Genomic DNA, 20,460 nt, shown 5'->3' with positions numbered 1-20,460 from the left:
AATACCCGAATAGTGTAGCATATAGCTAAGAGGAAGGACAGGAGTGGATATGGATGCTCGAACGTTTGATTTTTACAGCCATCATCGGCTACATGCTGATCGTTCAGATCTTTAATGCCAAATTGATTCGTCCCTTGATTGAAACGAGAGGACGGGCATGGGTGTACGAACAAACCGTGAAGTCGGCATGGGGACTGACCTTGTTGATTGTCGCCCTCATCTTTTTATTTCAAGTACCGTCAGCAGAAGTTGGATTGACATTCGCACCAGAAGCGGGGAACGAACAGGCTTGGCAAGTCTTTTACTTGTCATGCATCCTAGTCACCGTGACACTCGTCTTTTATCTCTTGGTCAAAACTTCAGCACGTCTCCGACATGTGTTACGCCCTTACTATGAGCTCGATTTAGAGAAGTTGCTACTACCCCGGACAAAAGCAGAAGAACAGGCGTGGAACGCCGTCTCGGTCACGGCTGGCGTGACCGAGGAATTCATATTCAGAGGAGTCCTGCTATACACGATTTCCCTCTATATCGAGGTGCCAGATGTGACTCTCGCCCTAATCGGGGGCGCCCTTTTCGGCGTGGCCCACGCCTATCAAGGGATAAAGGGAGTATTTATGACAGGGATTGTTGGATTCGGATTAGGCATCCTCTATTTAGGGATGGGAGTCCTTTGGCCGGTCATGGTGTTACATGTACTTCTAGATTTGATTGCCGGTCCAATCCATGTCGATGCAAAAAGCGAGTGACCGCCTCCTCATAGGCGAGAGCGTCCTTGATCATGCAATCGGTATGTTCTGCGCCATCGATCAATACCAAGTCGTTCTTCCGGTTCAATGCATTCATTTCGACCGACATCCACGTCGGGACGAAATCATCTTTTGAACCATGTACGAATAGGATTGGGGTCGTCGTTTCCGTGACGGCCTTTTTCGGTTGGACTTGTCTCATCGTGAACCCAGCACGAGACCAAAGGAAATAGTCGATTCCCGGTAAAATGAGCTCGGCTGGGATATGGTGTAACTCTTTCAGTTGATAACGCATCAATTGTTTCATATCGTCAAACGGACATTCTGCGATGACGAAGTCGACGTTCGTGAGCGGAGTCGTCTGCAAGACGGTGGCCGCTCCCATTGAGACGCCGTGAAGCCCGACTTGATCGACTGTTTCCTCTTTCTTCAACCAGTCCACCCAGTCGATCATATCGACTTTTTCATGGAAACCGTATGAGGCATAAATCCCTTCAGACTCCCCGTGTGAGCGCAAGTCGACGGCAAGCAGGTTGTAGCCGAGTCGATGGAACATGGCGAGGTGAGGGGCCATGAAACTATGTGATGCGGTATATCCATGTACGAACACAATCCACTTTGTTGATCCTTCATTCCGATAGATACGCCCGTAGAGGCGGTAGTCATCACGCGATTGAATCGAGACATGCTCGAACGGTACGTCATGATAAAAGGTGCGATCTTCGTCCGTATATGGAGCGAGTAACATCTCCGGAGTCTTTCGTTTGCCTCGCGTCATTCGTTTGAAGGCATAGTAGCTGATTGCGTAATAACCTGTGAAAAGTGATGCTAATCCAATTTTCCATTTTCGTTGCATTGATACCGACTCCTTTCAACGTTATTGTACCCGAAACGACTCGATACGGTCCTGTTTTCTTACATAAGGGGAGGGCATACGTAACATAAGCAGGTGAATTAGATGAATGACGGCACATCGAAAGATTAGGTAGAGAACGGTATGATGAAGTGACAATAGCAGGAGGGCGGGGGGCATCTACATGGAGAGGTCAGAGATTTATCGAATGATTCAAAGGGTGTTGAGCGACAGAGAGGGAACGCTTGAGCGAGGAGTAACGTTCTCGTGGACACTTGAAGGTGATGAACGGATTGTCGGACTCGTATTTGATGTTATACTCGACCGGTATTTTCTATACAACAAAACAAGCCTCCTCACCGAGGTGCAAGAGATTGCGCGTCTAGTCGAGTGTCGACCAGAGGAAATCGTCCGCGCTTTCTCCTGTCTCTCGGGGATTCGACTCGAATCGAATCATATCATCGAACGACTGATGACCATCGAAGAGGCGACCATTTTAGAAAATGGATCAATCCGTGTTGCCATTCGCTTTGGAGGATGGCTCACTCATCAGCTGCATCAAATTGGTTGTGATGCCCTTCTCCCTTGTTGAGCTCGGTCAAGGTACCGTCAATCACGCGAAGGACACGATCACACACATCGAGCATGCGTTCATCATGTGTGATGACGACGACACGTCTTCCTTCCTCATGCGCTTGTTTGGCCAAGAGTTCCATTACAAGACGTCCATTCTCATAATCCAAACTCGCCGTCGGTTCATCTGCCAAAATGAGTTGCGGGGAGTTGATGAGGGCCCTAGCGACGGCCACGCGTTGCTTTTCACCTCCTGACAAGGTCGCCGGGAGATGGTGCAGACGGTGCCCTAAGCCGAGGTCGATCAACAGTTGCTTCGCATCCAACTTTTTCTTCTCTTGAATCAGCTCTAGTTGTTCGAGCACCGTCAAGTAGGGAATGAGGTGGGCCTGTTGAAACACGAACCCAACTTCATGCAGGCGTAACAGACGACGTTGTTCCTCATCTAATTCGAATACGTCTCGCTCGTTCATCAAAAATGCTCCTTGATCCGGTTTTCGCAACAGACCGAGGATGTATAACAACGTACTCTTCCCGCTACCGCTCGGACCGACGATGGCGACGCATTCCCCCGGTGAGACATGTAACTCGATGTCAATCAATACGAGCTGACCGTCAAACTGATGTGATACATGGCTTAACCTCATGATGCTTTCCCTCCTATGATTTCAATTGCGTCGACTTGACGGAGTTTCCATAACGGCAACAACGCACCAAGAACAGATAAGAAGATGAACATGGATCCGAATAGCGCGACATGACCGAAGTCGACGAGAAACGGCAATGATGATGGAATCAACGCATCGACGACGTACATGACCTCGATCGATGTGGCGACTGCCGCCGACACGATGACGATGACCTGAAAGAGCAGTGCCCGTCCGATGATACGTGGGGAGAGGCCGATTGCCTTCAGAATTCCGAGCTCAGGTAACTTTTGAAGCGTGAACAAATAAAAGAACGCGGTCAAAATAAACGTTCCGATCACGAGCAGAAAGGCACGCATCATAGTGAATGTGCTCTGTTCGGCACTATATCCAGGAACCGACTCAATCAAATCTTGTTGACTCATGACGAGCGCATCGGACATCGTGGATTCCGTTCCAATCTCAGCAGATACATATGGACGTTGTTCGGATTGATTCAAATAATCAAACCACGTCTCGTTCGTCGTGTAAATCACTGGTCCATGACTGTAGCGTCCAGGCGCCTCACCGGCGATCGTAAAACGATATTCGGACGCAAAGTCGGTCAACGTGTCACCTGTTCCAAGCTGTTCTGAGAGACTTGGGTCAAACAAGACTTCACCTGTTTCTAGATAAGTACCTGGGCCAATATTACTTCCACTTGGAAGGGCGAATAGCGTGACCTCTTCTTTTTTTCCATCAATCGTGACCGTGAGCTGTCGGACGCTCATCGTTTCGTTTGAAGTATCCGCTTTGACGTCTATAAACGATCGTGTCAATTGACCTTCTGAGTCCGGATCAAGTTGATACGTCGTAGCATTCAATTCGTGCAACGCAGAACCGTTATCATATGCGAGGCCGTCTGCTAGCCCTGTAATGAGTGTCGTCAACATGACAATCAAAAATGTGATCACGAACAACATGGAGAACTTTCTTTTCTGTCTCCACATCTCTTTCCAACCTAACTGCATAAAAAAACCTCCTTCAAGTGCTGATGAAGGAAGTGTACGCAACCAATATGAACAGAATATGAACGACATCAAAAATGTAGATGGATCGTGGTGCCGATTCCAAGGCTAGACTCGATTGTGATGTTTCCGCCATGTAGGTCGATGATATCTGAGGTGATGGCGAGACCGAGACCTGTCCCTTGACTCGTTCGAGCCGTGTCTCCGCGATAGAAGCGGTCGAAGAGGTGCTCTTTTGTCTCGTCATCCATCCCAATCCCTTCATCTGTAACCGAGATGACGACACCCGGATCAACGGTACAGGTGATGTGGATGGTGCCTCCATCACGTGAGGCATGGACGGCGTTCACCAATACGTTGTTCCAAACTTGTGCGAGTAGAACCGGGTCACTCTTCAAGACTACGTCTTGTGGGATGTCAGTAACGACGGCAATCCCTTTTTGATCAAGAATGAATGCGTTCATTTGAATGACTTCGGATACCGATTGAAGCACATTCACGTTCGTCTCGAGAATCGGTGGATTTTCATCCAATCGTGATAAAAGCAGCAGTTGTTTCGTCAATTGGGATAGACGCTTCGTCTCCTGTTCGATGACACGCGCATATTCCTTCGATTCTCCTTTCGTTCCGTCAGCCAATTTTTCTGCATAGCCAACTAGGGAAGTCAACGGAGATTGGAATTCATGGGAGACATTCGAAACGAATCGTCTTTGTCTCGCTTCTGTCCGATTGATCTCGTTCGACATGTGTTGAAATTGTCGTGCCAACGTCCCAATCTCATCTTGACGCTCGACGGGGAGATGTTCCGGAGCTTTACGCATGGCGACGGATGTGGTCGCTTTCGTGAGCGTCTGCAATGGGCGGACCAAGGACCTTGTCGAAATGGCGATCAAGCCAAATGCCAAGAGGGTCACGAGTGCGAAAAATAGACCGACGAACAGATGTAACTCACGGATTTGGGCACTCAAGTCCGGACGGATAAAAATGACGTCTCCGTTTTCAAGTGTAAATCCATATGTGTTCGTCAATTCATTATCGAACAATCCGAGCAAGAAGAGATGAAACGGAAAGTCACGCATTCCCTGATAGGGAGCTCCGTTCCGTACGGACTGAATCACCGCGTCAGATATGGTCTCGTCTCGAAATGCACCGCCAAAGCGTCGACGTTCGTCTGCGGAGTCCACGACGACCAGTTGGTATCCGGTCGCGGCTAAAAAGGTATAGAAGGCATCATAGTCTAAATCGGTATGGTTCTCGACATACGACTCCGCCATTTTGGCGACCCGTTCCGTCTTCTCGCTATAGGAAGGTTGCCACCACGTATAATAAGCCACATTGCTGATCAACAGAGAGATGGCTCCGGATAGAAGTAAAATCAGGAACATCGTGACGATGATTCGCGTGTAGAGTGTCTTCATCCGTTCACCTCGAGTGCGTATCCGACACCTCGTACCGTTCGAATTGTCAGAGCAGGGTGATCGAACCGATTACGAAGTCGCTTGATATGCACATCAACCGTTCGCTCATCCCCCTCGAAATCAAATCCCCACACCAACTCGATCAACTCCTCACGACGATACACTCTTCCCGGAAAAGAGGCGAGTTGAAATAATAGCTCGAACTCTTTTTTAGGAAGATAGAACAGCTGCCCTTCAAGCGTCACCTCGTACTCTCTTAAATCGAGTCGAAGAGGACCGGCTTGAATTTGTGAAGCGGCCGAGCGTTGATAACGCCGCGAGACGGCTTGCAATCGGAACAATAACTCTTCAGGGATGAAAGGTTTGGTTACATAGTCGTCTGCCCCATGCTCGAACCCTTGGCGCTTATCCTCCCATTCATCGAGAGCGGTTAGTAGGATGACGGGTATATCAAGAGTCGCCTTGAGTCGTCGACACAACTCACGACCGTCAAGCCCTGGGAGCATGATGTCGACGATTGCGGCATCGATTGGTTGCGTTGTAAAACGTTCTTCGCCTGTGTTCCCATCCGTCGCCGTCAACACCTCATGACCCGCATCCTCGAACGTCTCCTTCACAAGGCGTAAAATGGATGGGTCGTCTTCTACGATGAGTATACGCATATCGGTCGTTCCTTTCCAAAATAGGTTCGACACGAAACGAGGTGACCCATGCGGAGTCACCTCGAGTCGTATCAGCTTTATTGTTTCGTCATCTCTTGATGAAGGGCACGGAGGGCGCGGATGAACGCATCCTTAAAATATTTGTCTTCTTGTGTCTCTAATGTTTGGATGGCCTTTTGGTCACCGTTACTCGCTTTGACGAGAAGATTCACGACTGTTCCCCAGCGTTTCACATGTTCTGGGCGAGGGTGGTTCAACGCGGTCGTCAACGTGAACCAATACGGTTGATCGCGTCGCTGTAACGTGCCGATCATCTGTTTGGCAAGGAGTGCTTCTTCTTCAGAAGGGATTGTTGCCGTGGCGAACCAACCGAGCATCGAGGCGCTCATCGATTCAAGTTCTTGTTTCATTGCAGGTTCGATTGGCATCCGTCCGAAGTCTGTCACGTTAACAAATACCAATCGGTCTTTCGGGTCGATATGTGTGATCCATCCTGACACTGACTTCAGCTTTTCACGTTCTTTTGACTGGGCTTTACACGTGTACCCTTGAAGTTTTCCGATGTAGATGCGGAATTGTCCACGGTCGACATGTTTGTCCACCTTGAACTCGATTTCTTGTCCTGCTTGAAACGGTTGATTCCGTTTATTCAACGTCTGACCCTTTTTCAATTCGGGTCGCTTGGAGATATGACGCAGTGCTTCTTGTTCAGTCCTATCATCCAATGTCCAGAGGTTGTGAGGGGTCACGTTTTTGAAGCGATGACGCCGGACGTAGATGTATTGGTCGAGTGCGTCGATCGCGTCTGCGGAAGTGGCAGTTCCATTCAAATAGTCATCAGCGATGTCACGTAAGGTGAGGGATTCGAGACGGTCGATATGTCCTGAATATGGGACGCTTCCGACAACAAATAACGCGGTCGCAATCAACTCACTTTCTCGAGGGGTCAGCGGTCGTTTGGCCATGGTGCACTTCCTCTCTCTCAATTCATATGATTAGTATAACAAAAACAGTTCGACCGTTGTGAACTCAACTGCGATTTGGAAAAAAATGAGGAATGGACAGGATTCCCACCATTTATCTCGAATAATGACTTGTAGAGAATCGGATGAAGGTATGAAAAGTGAGGTGAGGCGATGAAGCTCTCCATTGAACCAGGGGATTATGTCGTATTGATTGAAATCAATAAAGAAGTACTCAAATGTGCCTCCCTCGAGGAAGCCAATCAGGCAGATCGCTTGCGATATGAGCTCGTCGGTCGGATGAGCGAACGCTTGCCGGCAGAAGTCATCGTTCCGTCCATCATCGATTACATCCGCTTCGGAAGCGGATATATCGGAGATCGTATCGTCTGGGACGCCGAAACCGAGTCTTTTTTTTGCCAGCAGTTTGAGACCATTGACGGCTCCCCGTTCGGAGAGGACTTAGAAGGATTTCGTCCCGACCCAAGTCGGGTGGAACTGGCGCGCTACTATACGTACTTGACGATTGGACGGATTGTCGAGTTTGATATGTTACATCCGGATGAGCCAAGCTATTGGTGAATTTGTCGACAACTTTTTATTCAAAAAAAGGGAAATCTAATCCAAAGTTTGAGATAATGGAGTCACTTTATCAGTTTGGAATGGAGCGGAAGGAATGAAAAAGATTGCCCTTTTGACAGCGATTGCCCTTTTACTGCCGGTCGGAGTAGATGCTGCAAAGCCAGTCATCCTTAAGAAACATGGCTACGTCGTTTCAGAACCACAAGTCACGAGCCAATATTATGTGAAGCAAATCGGTACGGATTTGGCCTGGAGTAAGACGAGAGGCGCAAGTGATATCGTTGTGGCGCTGATTGACTCGTCAGCTGACCGGAACCATACGGATTTGAAGAACGTTCCTCGTGTCGTCAATTCCATGAAAGGTCCGTATACTGCGGATATTCACGGTACGCATACCGCCGGAATCATGGCCGGGAAACATAACCGCTTTGGGATCGCCGGACTCGCGCCGAACGTCCGCTACCACTTCTATAATGTGTTCTACGGGGTGAATAAAGATAAAACGGACTCTTGGACGGTCGCCAATGCCGTGGATACGGCTGTGGCGAAAGGGGCGAACATCATCAACCTCTCGCTTGGTGGGGATGATTATGATAGTCGTTTGGCCGCATCAATCAAACGGGCAAGGGCAAAAGGGGTCATTATCGTCGCATCATCTGGAAATGATCGAAAACAGACGATCAATTTTCCTGCAAACATGAAAGAAGTAATCGCGGTCGGTGCAATCGATTCTAGACATCGTCTCGCGAGCTTTAGCAATATGGACGATCGCGTCAAAATCGTGGCGCCAGGTGTGAACATCCTCTCGCTCGGGGTCAACAACCGCTTTATCTATATGGATGGGACGTCGATGGCGGCACCGATGGTCACGGCGAGCCTCGCGCTCGTCAAATCGATCAACCCTTATTTCACACCGGGTGAGATCGACCAGTTAATTGCGAAGATGCCTCGAGCGTCCGGCAAGTCCTATACGGAATTGAATACAATGAAACTATTAGAAGCGACGGCTCGCCCGATTCACATCTCTGCCCCTTCGGTGTGGAAGAGTCGATACGTGAATGATGTCAAGTTAAGTGTCATGAACCATTCGAACTTGAAATCCTCGTTCACACTGTATCAAGGGAACAAGAAAGTCAAGACGCTCACACCAAATCGGTCGTTCACGATGTATTCGAGCGGGGATTGGCTACCGAGCGGACAATATCGCATCGTCGGTCAAGTCACGGATGGAAAACATAAGCGCTACACGAGCCGAACGATTGATTATGTCAACACGTTGAAGACGGCAGTGTCTGTGAAGGTATCGGAAGAAGGGACGTTCTCGATTCACACGACACGAAAAGGCACGGTCACGGTACTTGATTCAAATGGGAAGGTCTTGTACGAAGCGCTCCACATCGCCGGGACATTCCCGGTAAGAGGGAATACGACACAGAAGCTGACGGTCATCCTTAAACCGACGGACCTTCGCGAAAAAGTGGTGACGACATCTTTTGAGCCACCAATCATCGAAGACGAGCCTCCGGTCACAGAGACCTTGTAAGATAAAAAGCCGCCTGCTCCTAACGGAGAGACGGCTTTTTCTATTTAATCGATGGTGATGGCTTCTCCACACCAACGGATACTCGCTTCTAATACGTTCCCTTGGTCATCAATATGCTCGAAACTGAGTTTCCCATCTCGGATGATTTCGCAAAGGCCGACTCGGATGCGGTCGCTCCAAGCACGACGCGTCTCATGCGTTTCATCGAATACTGGAATGGCATCCGGGAAACGCTCCTCGAGGTGTGCTAAATTGTGATGGTCAAAATGATAAGGTCGTTTCGAGAGTTCGTTCGGTGCCTTGATATCGAACGGTTCAAACCCTCGGACGAGACGATTATTTCGGTAGAAGGCGAACACGCCGTTGTTCGGGTGGAGCACTTTAATGTCATCGATTTCTATTACATAAGTCAGACGTTGAATCCAACCGTTTTTTGCATCCTGATGCATCAAAATCCCTCCTTATTCAATGAACACGCCTTATTTTAGCGCTGACTGAACGTAAAATCAAGTTTCGAATTTAAGTTGTCAACCGTTCAAATTTCAGCTACAATGGTTGAAGTGACTATGAGGTCTGGACAATCGCGGGACGCAAGTCTTGAGGAAAGTCCATGCTCGCACAGCCTGTGATGGCTGTAGTGATCGTGCTACACGAAACGATAAGTGTAGGCAACGCAAGTTGACGGCAGAAGAAACACCTAAGTCCTCGGATATGGTGTACGCTTCTTGAAAGTGCCACAGTGACGGAGTCTGATCGGAAACGTTCAGAGTGGAACGAGGTAAACCCCACGAGCGAGAAACCCAAACTATGGTAGGGGAACTTCCAGACCGGAATCGAACGGGACGGAGGGCGCCGATGTGCGCAGATAGATGATTGTCACTCCATCGTGCCAGGGAGACCGCTATGAGCACCGGAGTACAGAACATGGCTTACAGGACAACATAGTCTCAACTGACAACGACAAGGAGTTCAAGCACATATACTTGAGCTCCTTTTTTCATGATTTTTTTACAACTTACAAAATGACTGAAAGATATTTATGTAGAAGGAAGGCGATTGCAGATGGCAAAACGTAAACTGATTGCGACGGCAGCGATGGGAATCGAGGCACTCGTGGCAAAAGAAGTAAGAGATTTAGGATACACGTGCGAGGTCGAGAATGGACGGATTTATATCGACGCTGAAATGGAAGACATTCCACGTTTGAACATGTGGTTACGCACAGCAGACCGGGTCAAGCTCGTCGTTGCCGAGTTCAAGGCGACAACGTTTACAGAATTGTTTGACGGGGTCGTGGCGTTACCATGGACCGACCTCATGCCGTGGGACGCGGCGTTCACGGTCGACGGACGCTCGGTCAAATCGAAGCTGTTCTCGATTCGTGACTGTCAGAAGATTACGGAGAAGGCGATTGTTGAAGCGATGCAACGCGGCTATCGTAAAGAGGGAGAATGGTTGCCGAAGTCAGGCGCCAAATTCCCGATCGAAGTCGCCCTATTGAAAGATGTGGCGACCATCACGATCGACACGTCCGGTCCGCTTCACCGTCGAGGCTACCGTGAGCTTCATTCGCAAGCTCCACTCAAAGAGACGATGGCAGCGGCGATGATTCAATTGACGAACTGGCGTCCGGACATGCCGTTTTATGACGTATTTACAGGTTCAGGGACGCTCGCCATCGAGGCGGCGATGATTGGACGAAATATCGCGCCGGGTATCAACCGTGAATACTTCGCTCAAGATTGGACATGCATCCCGAAAAAAGCTTGGTATGCGGCAATTAATGAAGCAAACGAGAAAGCGGAGTGGGATAAACCGCTAAAAATCTATGGAATCGACCTCGATCCGCGGATGGTCAAACTCGCAAAAGACAATGCGGAACTCGCTGACGTCCGCGATGCGATCACGTTCGTCCATAGTGACGCAGCCGCACTGAAGCCGAAAGAAGAGTACGGAGTCATCATCGGTAACCCTCCGTATGGGGAACGACTTCAGTCAGAAGAAGAGATCATCGATTTGTATGAGCGAATCGGAGAACAATATTCGAAATACCCTGGTTACAGCGTCTACATGTTGACGAGTTATGAAGACTTCGAGAAGGCATACGGACGCCCTGCGACGAAGCGTCGGAAGTTGTACAACGGAAATATCGAAACGCAATATTATCAATACTTCGGAAAGCGCCGTCCACGTCCGGACCGTGACGAGAAACCGAAATCAGAATAATGAATCCATGACCGTTCAACTGAGCGGTCATTTTCTATTTTATTAGAGCAAACTCACTTGTTTCATCATCCGTCTAACAGGTTATACATAACATATGTATAATTAGAGGGGGACAGATGATGGAAAAGTATACCGTCGAATATCAGTTACATGCGAAAGAACAAAACACTCGGACGGTCGAGGTGGAAATGGATCGTGTGCCGGACTTAAATAATCAAGAAGAACTACATGCGGCTTATCAGATTGTATCTGACGCGATTCGTGAACCGATCACAAGTTTTGAGATTGTATCTATTACGTGAGCCCGAGGCAGTCGCTTCGGGCTTTCTACATAATATTGGAGGAGTGAGTAGATGAATATTTTGGTAGTAGGCATAGGTGACGTGGCAAAAAAAGCGTATCTGCCAGTATATGCCGGATTAAAGGACGTCGATGTGTATCTTGTCTCTAGAGATGAACAAAAGTTACACGAAGTCATCTCGACCTATCGTTTTAAAGGAGGATATACGGAGCTCGACGCCGTGCCGATGGCAGAAATCGATGCCGTCATGATTCATTCGACGACAGCTGTCCACTATGAGCAAGCCGAGTATTGTCTGCGGCAAAGGAAGCATGTCTTCATCGACAAACCGATCACGTTCACTCTTGAAGAAACGGAGCGACTCGTCGCACTCGCTAACGAGAAAGGTGTACATCTCGTCACGGGCTTCAATCGCCGATTTGCGACGGCCACGCAGGCACTCAAACAAATCGAAGAAAAAAATATGGTCTTCATTCAAAAGAACAGAACGTATAAACCGGCAACGCTCCGTGAATTTGTGATCGAAGATTTCGTGCATGTCGTCGATACGCTCCGTTATTTGACCGATCTTCAGCCTGTCGAGCGGTTGCGCGTGACACCACGATTTGAAGGGGATGTGCTGAAACAAGTGATAATTCATTTCATGGCAGGGGGAATCGAAGCAATCGGTTGGATGAACCGAGACAACGGTTGTACCGAAGAAGTGATGGAGGTCATGTCACCGACCGTGAAGCGGGTCACACGCGATGTGGAGCGGATTACAGACTATGGACGAGACGGTGTGAAGGAATGGTCGCTCGACCCGTGGGAGTCCAATTTAAAGCGTCGAGGCTTTATCGACCTTGTGGAAGACTTCTTACGTTTACTTCGTGGGGAACCGAACGCCTCCGTTGTCGCGGAAGACAGTCTCGAGACACATCGTCTCTGTGAAGAGATTCTAAAGGAAGTGCGGTGAACATACTGTTTCCGTCATATTCAGACCGGGTAAAAACTCGATAAAAGGAGGCGATTTCGTTGGATATTCGTGAACTGATTATGCAAATCAATGACTATTTATGGTCGTACCTTCTCATCTTCGTATTGATTGCAGGAGGTCTTTATTTTACGATTCGGATGGGGTTCGTTCAATTTCGAATGTTACCGGAAATGTTTAAACTTTTATTCGTGAAAGGAATCAAGCATGAGAAAGGACAGGTCTCATCTTTCCAAGCATTCGCCATCGGAACGGCGGCACGAGTCGGTACGGGGAACATCGCCGGCGTATCGACGGCTATCGCTTTAGGCGGACCTGGCGCCGTATTTTGGATGTGGCTCATTGCACTGATTGGAGCGGCGTCGGCATTCGTTGAAAGTACGCTCGCCCAGGTGTATAAAGTGCATGACGGCAAGGCGTGGCGTGGTGGTCCGGCATACTATATTGAGCGCGCTCTCGGTGCACGCTGGTTAGGTATCGTATTTGCCATTTTGATTACGTTCGCCTTCGGTTTTGCCTTCAACTCCGTCCAGGCGAATACAATCGCACTCTCCGTGAATAACGTATTTGAGATCGATACGGTCTGGGTCGGCATCATCTTATCCGTTGTCACCGCTATCGTCATCTTCGGTGGGATTCGTTCCATCTCGACCTTATCGGGAATCATTGTACCAATCATGGCGGGCGGTTATATCTTACTAGCCATTTGGATCGTCCTTACGAATCTTGATGTCGTGCCACAAGTGTTCTCGGCCATCTTCTCTGAAGGTGTCCTCGGTTTCCAACAGTTGTTCGGTGGAGCGGTCGGTGCAGCTGTCCTCCAAGGTATTCGACGAGGCCTGTTCTCGAACGAGGCAGGGATGGGGTCTGCACCGAACGCCGCAGCTACCGCTGAGGTGAGTCACCCGGTCAAACAAGGATTGATTCAATCGCTTAGTGTATTTGTGGACACATTGTTCATCTGTACCGCAACGGCGATGATTGTCCTCATCTCAGGTGTCGAAGGCTCTGAAGCATTCCAAGGGATTGAGCTTGCCCAAGAGGCGCTTCTCGTCGAAATTGGACCGATTGCGACGACGCTCATGACAATGGCCATCTTACTCTTTGCCTTCAGTTCGATTTTGGCCAATTATTATTATGGGGAGACGAACATCGAGTTCATTTCTGAGAAGAAGCGGTATTTGATTATCTATCGGATTGCCGTTGTCGGGATGGTCATGTTCGGGTCAGTACGATCGGCGGGACTCGTCTGGTCGATTGCCGACATCTTTATGGGGCTGATGGCACTCGTCAACATGTATGCGATCTTCCGATTGAGTAAAGTCGCCAAGACGCTCCTCGATGACTATATGGTTCAAAAGAAAGAAGGAAGAGACCCGGAATTCTTTAAAGATGGTGTCGATCTTCCTGGTAAAGAGCACATCGAAGCGTGGGAAACGAAAATAGAAGAAATCAGTTAAAGATCATCATTGGGACGCCCCTGGCATCAGGGGTTTCCTCTTCATTTCAAATTATTTATTTCAAATACCGCTATTATTTTATTAAAAGAAAGTAGAGAGTATCGATGAAACAAGTATTTTTGACAGTCGTCAAGCGATTTTTTACGGAACGATTTTTTGATCAAGCGGCCATGTTAGCCTATTATTTCATTTTATCCACGTTCCCGTTCTTATTATTCGTATTAGGGATTGTTGGATTTTTACCGTTTACGAGTGGCGATGTGATTCAAGCGTTATCACTCATTATGCCGGAAGCGAGTTACAAGCTATTAGAAGGGAACATTGAAGCCGTATTCGACAACTCCAAATTGAAATTGGCATCATTCAGTATCTTACCAGCACTCTGGATCTCATCGATGGCCGTACAATCTCTCGTGCGAGCATTGAACGATGCCTACCGGGCCGTTCGCAATAAAGCCTTCTGGAGGGGTGTCTTACAGGATATCGCCATCACTTTGGCGCTGATGTTTGTTTTGCCGTTCTCATTACTCGTTCCTGTGATTGAGACGGCACTTCGAGAAATCTCTTCATACGTGTTGTTCATCGATGAGATTGTCACGACATATGCGCAGATTTGGTTTTACTTCAGATGGATCATCGGAACAGGTCTTCTATTCACTGTATTCGTATTTGTATATAAGTGGTTGCCAAGTGTGTCCGGAACATTTAAAAATAGTTGGGCCGGAGCCGCTTTTGCAACAGTAGGGATTCTGCTCGTCTCGAACGTGTTTAGTTACTATTCACAATTCGCAAACTATGAACAGTTTTATGGTCAACTCGGTGCGTTCATCGTCTTATTGATTTGGTTTTATCTCGCTGCCTCTGTCATCTTGCTTGGTGGGCTGTTGAATGCGACGTTAATCGAGAGGAAAGAAAAACTTCGTTAGACGTGTAATTGCTAGTTATCATTCGAAAGAATAGGGAATGGTAACGTAAGGTCACATCATCTAAGCGGAGGTGGGAAACATGGATATGCAACGGCTCGTACACAATCGTCGTTTCATCGATCAATCATTGTTTTACCTCGCCTTACATCTATGGAAATGGATCCTACTGTTACCTGTCTTGTTCTATTTAGACGTCTCGTTCCGCCATACGCCATTCTCTGAGTACTTGATTGTCAGTATCATCTTGTATCTCATGTTTCGTGTAATTCAGTATGTGATAGCCAGTCGGGCATCTCTCATGGAATTAGTAGAGTTCGCGTATGGCGTGCTATCACTTGTTCTCGTCTTCTCGTTCATGATGGAAATCGGCGCGCCACCGATCGCTGTCGCGATAGTTGGAGCTGCATACTTGAGCCATCCGATGCTTTCTCTACATCACTATCAAAACTTTTCAGAGCGCAAATGGTTAAACAAACAGTTTCAATTATTTAGCCCGATGCTTCGCCAGGGTGAGGTACCGGTTCATGTCCTCGTGTTGACGGAAGATGAAATTGTGATTACTGTAGAAAGTGGAAAAGAGTTTACGTACCGTCATATTTACTGGGGCGGTTTTTATGTAGAAAATCCTTCCTAAAAGGTGGTTACTCAGTTGTTTAGTGGATTTGATAATGTGATTGTCATCGTATTCTGGATTGCAACATTCATCGCTTTCTTTAAAGGCGCCTATGATATGTGGCGTGAATACCGAACGTCGAAAGAAAAATCAGTATTGTACTTCTTAATCGTACTGATTCTCACATGGTTTTGGTTCAATCCATACGAATTGGTCGCATTGCATCCGTTCGTACTAATGGCGTACTATTGGAACCGAAATCGGTGGATGCGAAACGCAATGTTCGTGTTGGTTCTCGTACCGTTTGTGATTCGTGTCTGGTTAATCGCAGCATCGATGTAAAACAAAAAACTCGGTCCCTTTATAGGGAACCGAGTTTTTGTGTGAATCGTTACTCTTTCTTCGCAGCTGCCAATTCAGCTTCCATTTCACCGAATTCACGGTTGATACGTTTTTGTTCTTTCTGGCTAGTAAAGTTACTGACAAGCACGATTGCCAACATACTCAAGAAGAAGCCAGGTACCATTTCATAAAGGACTGTCGAAAGTCCAGTGACGATCCAGAGAATGACGGTAATGGCACCGACGAGGATACCAGCGAGGGCACCTTGACGCGTCATCTTGCTCCAGTAAAGTGACAAGAGGATTGCTGGTCCAAATGCAGAACCGAATCCAGCCCATGCATATCCGACGAGTGTGAGGATTGTACTTGATGGGTTGAGTGACATGAGCGTCGCTACAACTCCTACTAGCAAGACACCAACACGTCCGGCAAGGACCATCGTCTTCTCACTTGCATCTTTGTTGAAGAATTTACGATAGAAGTCTTCTGTCAATGCAGATGATGTGACGAGCAATTGCGACGATACCGTCGACATGACCGCAGCAAGGATGGCTGCCAATAAGAAACCAGTGATGAACGGGTGGAACAAGACTTCAGAGAATTGAATGAAGACTGTTTCCGGGTCCCCGAGTGGATTTCCTTGTCCTCGGAAATAAGCGATTCCGACGAACCCTGTCATGACGGCACCGATGATAGATACTGTCATCCAGCTCATCCCGATACGACGAGCCGTTTTCAATGATTTCACATCACGGATTGCCATAAATCGAACAATGATGTGTGGCTGACCGAAGTAACCAAGTCCCCAAGCGAGGAGACCGATAATCCCGAGTGTCGTCGTCCCTTTGAAGAGGTCGAACAAATCGGCATTGATTGTCGTTGCAGAGTTGACAGCAGTGTCTACTCCACCGATATCTGTTAAAGCGACGAATGGTACGAGCACGAGCGCCAAGAACATGATGACACCTTGTGCGAAGTCCGTCCAACTAACTGCCGTGAATCCACCGAAGAGGGTGTATAAGATGACGACACTAATTGTGACAATGACACCTGTCTGATAATTTAATCCGAATGAGCTTTCAAACAACTTCCCGCCGGATACAAGCCCAGCTGACGTGTAGAACGTGAAGAAGATGATGATGACGGATGCAGAAAGGATCCGTAGCCAGTTCGAGTGATCTCGGAACCGATTCTCTAAGAAATCTGGAATCGTAATCGAATCGTTCGCCATCTCTGTGAAGACGCGAAGTCGTGGAGCAACTAACAAGTAGTTCAAGTAAGCTCCGATGACCAATCCAACGGCTAACCAAATTGCTGATAGTCCAGTTGCATACATTGCACCCGGTAGTCCCATTAACATCCAACCACTCATATCCGAAGCTCCGGCTGACATGGCTGTAACACCTGGCCCCATTTTACGGCCACCTAACATATAATCTGATGAATCGGTCGTTCGTTTATAAGCAACGTATCCGATAAGAAGCATCATCACGAGATAAAGCGCGATTGATACCCATTCTTGCCATAGCATTGAATTACCTCCTATTAAGTTAAAAGATCTATTTAATCAACTCGTTCGCGATTGTGTGAAGACATCACACAGTTAAAAACAAAAGTTGAAAATGCGAACTTGTGCTTTACCTTACAGAACCTTTGAAATGATTGCAAACTTACACTTTTTCATAAAATCGGCTCTAAAGCCCATTATACCAACGGATGAAGGCTAAAATTTTCAAATAAAAAGTTTAAATATTCTGAATATTTGAAATGCTGAGGACTTTCCTGTGTAACATGAATGTAATATTTATGGGAAAATTTTCAGAAAACATATTTTTAATCATAAGAAAAAGAGCATCTTTAAATGCTCTTGAGTTCCTTATTTGAATGCTTTTTCTTCAACAAGTCGCATCGTCGGGAACGTTTGTCCAGATTTCGCCTGCATCGTAACCAAGATATATGTTTCGCCATTATGTTTCATGATGAATACCATCGTATATCCGGATTCGTCCGTATAACCCGTCTTCGTGGCGGTCACAAACTTCGAGTAGTTGACACTTCGTTCATTGACGGATGAACCGAGGTGATACCACCAACGACGCTTGCCGTTACCGTCTTTATCTTTAAATTCGGCTTTAAATTCATAAGTCCCGGCAATTTCAATCAACTCCGGGTATGTACTGAATGCGAAGGCGATTTTAGCCATGTCGTTCGCCGTCGTATAATGATTCGGATCCGAGTAGCCATGCGCATTTACGAAATGCGTTCCAGTCAATCCTAAAACCTTTGCTCGATCATTCATCAATTGAACGAAGGCCTCGGTCGACCCGCTCGTGTATTCCGCAAGGCTGTTCGCAGCATCGTTTCCGGATTCAAGTAGCGTGGCGTAAAGTGCTTGACGAACTGTCAATGTATCCCCGATGGCAAGATGCGCGATATGGCTGTCCCATGGAATATCGAGTGTCGACTGTTGAATCGTAATGATTGGTTGGTCGAGTTCATTCGCTGCAGATGCCTTCTCATAAGCAAGCAGTGCCGTCATCAATTTGGTCGTACTGGCTGGAAACACACGATCATTGGCGTTTTTATCGATTAATATCTCTTGTTTGGTCACATTGACGAAAGTTAGTGCACCAACAGAGATTTCCTCATCCGAAATCATCTTCGTCTCACTCGGACTCCATGAACCCATGTCGATATCCGGGAAAAGCGGACCTATCTTCATCGGTTCAGCTTTTGGTGTGGACGCTTCTGCTAATGTCGGTGCTTCTTTATCTTGTTTAAATCCGACCAACGTCGGGATCAGTGCGATGATTCCGAGTAGAACGACCGCGGCAATCATTCTTCGCATGATGTACGTTCTTCTTCGGTGTCTCCTTCTACGGGTCAACAAAAGTCCCTCCTTTTTTGGTTACTCTATAAACATAATAGAAAACGCTTATTTTTTTCGCTGATAAAATAAAGAACTAGGTCAATGATTGATCGGCGGTGAAAGAATTGTGTTTCGGGTATAAGGGTAAAGATGTCACTTTTTGAGAGGAGAATGCGTTATGCATCGTTATCCGTTCACGAACTCCATTTGGCGTCAACATGATACTGGGACGCCGTACCCATCCCTTTCCGTTTCGGAATCGACCGAAGTCGTCGTCATCGGGGCAGGGATTGCCGGACTCGTCTGCGCCTATGAACTCCAAAAACGAGGGAGGCAAGTGACGCTTTTAGAAGCATTAGAGATTGGACATGGGACGACGGGACATACAACGGCAAAATGTTCCGTTCAACATGGGACGATTTATCATAAGTTGATTCGTCATTTTGATGAATCCATCGCGCGTTTATATTACGAGTTCAACTCAGAAGCGCTCGTCTATTTGAAAAATCAAATCAAGGAAGGGTTTGACTGCGATTACGCGAATGAACAATCGTTTCTTTATTCTAGGGAACCGAACGAAGAACTTACGAAAGAACTGGATGCGTATCGTCGCTTAAAGATTGACGGGGGAGAAGCGACGGAAGAAGTGAGAAAAGCGCTCCCGTTTTCAATCGAGCAGGCGTTGGTGATTCATAACCAAGCCCAATTCCACCCCATGAAATATCTACGTGAATTAGCGAATCGTTTTGTTCAACACGGTGGGAAGATTTATGAAAACTCTAGAGCGACGGAAGTGAGTCAAGGACCGCGTCCTGTAGTCACTACTTCTACCGGTAGAAGAGTACAAGGAAATCAAGTCGTGATTGCGACCCATTATCCATTCAATGACCTGCGCGGGTTATATGTGTCGAAATTTTCTGTTGAGCGATCGTATATTGTCGCCTGTGAATCGCTGAGTCGACCACTTAAAGGGATGTACTTAGAGGTAGGAGAGCGCAAACGCTCGTTTCGGTCCTATGAGGAAAACGGAAAGACCTATTTACTAGTTGGCGGTGAAGGGCATACGGCGGGGCAAGTCACTGACACGCGTAGCCGATATGATCGATTAGAGCATGATGCCCAGGCACATTTCGAAACGAATCGGGCATCCTATCGGTGGTCATCTCAAGATCTTATCACCTTAGACGGACTTCCTTACGTAGGGCAAATGTTCAAGAGAGAACCAGATCTCTTTGTGGCGACTGGATTTTCGAAATGGGGGATGACGAACGGAATCGCTGCCGGCACCTTGCTCGCGGATCAACTCACAGGTCGTCCGAACCGATTCGTCAATCTGGTCTCACCGCTCCGTCAAACGGTTAAATCTAGTGATATCAGTGCATTTCTTAAAACGAACTTAGATACTGCCACTCAATTTGCGAAAGGGACAGTCGATCGGCTATTTGAACGAAAAGATGTAAAAGACCTACAGCTAGACGAGGGTGGGGTCGTGCAAGTTGATGGCAAGACGAGTGGCGTTTATCGAGATTTGGATAACCAATGCCATGTCGTCAACCTGACCTGTACGCACCTCGGCTGTACAGTGAAATGGAACAATGCCGAGCGGTCATGGGATTGTCCATGCCACGGCTCTCGTTTCGATGCAAAAGGCAACGTCTTAGAAGGTCCTGCCACAAAACCACTTTCCTACAGCAAGCGAGAAGATTTGTAAACTGGTGTAGGCAAAGGTTGACATCTATAATAAAGTAGAAAGG

Annotated in this window: 21 protein-coding genes and 1 other RNA gene; 13 read left to right on the top strand and 9 right to left on the bottom strand. The window is 47.5% G+C overall.

Annotation, left to right across the window (positions count from 1 at the left end; genetic code table 11):
• Positions 1-53: 53 nt before the first annotated feature.
• Positions 54-749 (top strand): CPBP family intramembrane glutamic endopeptidase, encoded by a 696-nt coding sequence (locus KNO70_RS11225; RefSeq protein WP_078146968.1) that lies wholly within the window; start codon positions 54-56, stop codon positions 747-749.
• Here the strand turns inward: KNO70_RS11225 and KNO70_RS11220 are convergent.
• Positions 682-1,605, bottom strand: coding sequence for an alpha/beta hydrolase (locus KNO70_RS11220; RefSeq protein WP_078146967.1), 924 nt, complete (start codon positions 1,603-1,605; stop codon positions 682-684). The two genes, KNO70_RS11225 and KNO70_RS11220, sit on opposite strands and share 68 nt — an antisense overlap.
• Before the next feature lie 181 nt (positions 1,606-1,786).
• Between KNO70_RS11220 and KNO70_RS11215 the strand changes: the two genes are divergently transcribed.
• Complete coding sequence (locus KNO70_RS11215) at positions 1,787-2,194, top strand: hypothetical protein (RefSeq protein ID WP_078146966.1); 408 nt, start codon at positions 1,787-1,789, stop codon at positions 2,192-2,194.
• On the opposite strand, the gene KNO70_RS11210 is transcribed toward KNO70_RS11215, so the two are convergent.
• The 5 genes from KNO70_RS11210 to KNO70_RS11190 all read right to left on the bottom strand — a co-directional run bounded on the left by KNO70_RS11210 (position 2,145) and on the right by KNO70_RS11190 (position 6,874).
• Positions 2,145-2,822, bottom strand: a complete 678-nt coding sequence (locus KNO70_RS11210) for an ABC transporter ATP-binding protein (protein WP_214812626.1) — start codon at positions 2,820-2,822, stop codon at positions 2,145-2,147. The two genes, KNO70_RS11215 and KNO70_RS11210, sit on opposite strands and share 50 nt — an antisense overlap.
• Positions 2,819-3,832 carry an ABC transporter permease gene (locus KNO70_RS11205; RefSeq protein WP_078146964.1) on the bottom strand — a complete coding sequence of 338 codons (1,014 nt, stop codon included), beginning with the start codon at positions 3,830-3,832 and terminating at the stop codon, positions 2,819-2,821. The genes KNO70_RS11210 and KNO70_RS11205 overlap by 4 nt, the downstream gene beginning before the upstream one ends.
• A gap of 68 nt (positions 3,833-3,900) precedes the next feature.
• Positions 3,901-5,247 (bottom strand): sensor histidine kinase, encoded by a 1,347-nt coding sequence (locus KNO70_RS11200; RefSeq protein ID WP_078146963.1) that lies wholly within the window; start codon positions 5,245-5,247, stop codon positions 3,901-3,903.
• On the bottom strand, positions 5,244-5,909 hold the full coding sequence (locus tag KNO70_RS11195) for a response regulator transcription factor (protein ID WP_078146962.1): 666 nt from the start codon (positions 5,907-5,909) through the stop codon (positions 5,244-5,246). Before KNO70_RS11195 ends, KNO70_RS11200 begins: the two co-directional genes overlap by 4 nt.
• A 77-nt stretch (positions 5,910-5,986) precedes the next feature.
• A complete protein-coding gene (locus KNO70_RS11190; RefSeq protein WP_078146961.1) occupies positions 5,987-6,874 on the bottom strand; it encodes a hypothetical protein in 888 nt (295 codons plus the stop codon).
• 171 nt (positions 6,875-7,045) lie between these two features.
• On the opposite strand from KNO70_RS11190, the gene KNO70_RS11185 reads away from it, so the two are divergent.
• Together KNO70_RS11185 and KNO70_RS11180 are read left to right on the top strand one after the other, a co-directional pair.
• Entirely contained in the window at positions 7,046-7,453 is a 408-nt protein-coding gene (locus KNO70_RS11185) for a hypothetical protein (RefSeq protein WP_214812625.1), read from the top strand.
• A gap of 94 nt (positions 7,454-7,547) precedes the next feature.
• A complete protein-coding gene (locus KNO70_RS11180; protein ID WP_214812624.1) occupies positions 7,548-8,996 on the top strand; it encodes a S8 family peptidase in 1,449 nt (482 codons plus the stop codon).
• A 44-nt stretch (positions 8,997-9,040) separates the two neighbouring features.
• On the opposite strand, the gene KNO70_RS11175 is transcribed toward KNO70_RS11180, so the two are convergent.
• The gene (locus KNO70_RS11175) at positions 9,041-9,445 is read right to left on the bottom strand and encodes a hypothetical protein (RefSeq protein WP_078146958.1); all 405 of its coding nucleotides are present in this window, start codon (positions 9,443-9,445) and stop codon (positions 9,041-9,043) included.
• Between the two features lie 120 nt (positions 9,446-9,565).
• Between KNO70_RS11175 and rnpB the strand changes: the two genes are divergently transcribed.
• The 8 genes from rnpB to KNO70_RS11135 all read left to right on the top strand — a co-directional run bounded on the left by rnpB (position 9,566) and on the right by KNO70_RS11135 (position 15,837).
• Positions 9,566-9,933: RNase P RNA component class B (gene rnpB, locus KNO70_RS11170), an RNA gene on the top strand.
• Positions 9,934-10,058: 125 nt separating this feature from the next.
• Positions 10,059-11,222: a THUMP domain-containing class I SAM-dependent RNA methyltransferase gene (locus tag KNO70_RS11165; RefSeq protein WP_214812623.1), complete on the top strand. Its 1,164-nt coding sequence runs from the start codon at positions 10,059-10,061 to the stop codon at positions 11,220-11,222.
• A 119-nt stretch (positions 11,223-11,341) separates the two neighbouring features.
• Positions 11,342-11,524, top strand: coding sequence for a hypothetical protein (locus KNO70_RS11160; protein WP_148209436.1), 183 nt, complete (start codon positions 11,342-11,344; stop codon positions 11,522-11,524).
• A gap of 51 nt (positions 11,525-11,575) precedes the next feature.
• The gene (locus KNO70_RS11155) at positions 11,576-12,478 is read left to right on the top strand and encodes a Gfo/Idh/MocA family protein (protein ID WP_214812622.1); all 903 of its coding nucleotides are present in this window, start codon (positions 11,576-11,578) and stop codon (positions 12,476-12,478) included.
• A 59-nt stretch (positions 12,479-12,537) separates the two neighbouring features.
• Positions 12,538-13,956: an alanine/glycine:cation symporter family protein gene (locus KNO70_RS11150; RefSeq protein ID WP_214812621.1), complete on the top strand. Its 1,419-nt coding sequence runs from the start codon at positions 12,538-12,540 to the stop codon at positions 13,954-13,956.
• A 104-nt stretch (positions 13,957-14,060) separates the two neighbouring features.
• The gene (locus tag KNO70_RS11145; protein WP_214684210.1) at positions 14,061-14,882 is read left to right on the top strand and encodes a YihY/virulence factor BrkB family protein; all 822 of its coding nucleotides are present in this window, start codon (positions 14,061-14,063) and stop codon (positions 14,880-14,882) included.
• A gap of 79 nt (positions 14,883-14,961) precedes the next feature.
• Positions 14,962-15,516 (top strand): hypothetical protein, encoded by a 555-nt coding sequence (locus tag KNO70_RS11140; protein ID WP_214812620.1) that lies wholly within the window; start codon positions 14,962-14,964, stop codon positions 15,514-15,516.
• A gap of 15 nt (positions 15,517-15,531) precedes the next feature.
• On the top strand, positions 15,532-15,837 hold the full coding sequence (locus KNO70_RS11135) for a hypothetical protein (protein WP_078146956.1): 306 nt from the start codon (positions 15,532-15,534) through the stop codon (positions 15,835-15,837).
• 49 nt (positions 15,838-15,886) lie between these two features.
• Here the strand turns inward: KNO70_RS11135 and putP are convergent, their stop codons facing one another.
• Positions 15,887-17,368: a sodium/proline symporter PutP gene (putP, locus tag KNO70_RS11130; protein WP_078146955.1), complete on the bottom strand. Its 1,482-nt coding sequence runs from the start codon at positions 17,366-17,368 to the stop codon at positions 15,887-15,889.
• A gap of 345 nt (positions 17,369-17,713) precedes the next feature.
• A complete protein-coding gene (locus KNO70_RS11125) occupies positions 17,714-18,685 on the bottom strand; it encodes a D-alanyl-D-alanine carboxypeptidase family protein (protein ID WP_251030100.1) in 972 nt (323 codons plus the stop codon).
• A gap of 199 nt (positions 18,686-18,884) precedes the next feature.
• On the opposite strand from KNO70_RS11125, the gene KNO70_RS11120 reads away from it, so the two are divergent.
• Complete coding sequence (locus tag KNO70_RS11120; protein ID WP_214731539.1) at positions 18,885-20,417, top strand: FAD-dependent oxidoreductase; 1,533 nt, start codon at positions 18,885-18,887, stop codon at positions 20,415-20,417.
• Positions 20,418-20,460: the final 43 nt, after the last annotated feature.

It is taken from the genome of Exiguobacterium sp. s181, from assembly GCF_018617125.1.
GTDB classification, from domain to species: Bacteria; Bacillota; Bacilli; order Exiguobacteriales; family Exiguobacteriaceae; genus Exiguobacterium; species Exiguobacterium profundum.
This window is presented reverse-complemented; position numbering and strand designations above follow the sequence as displayed.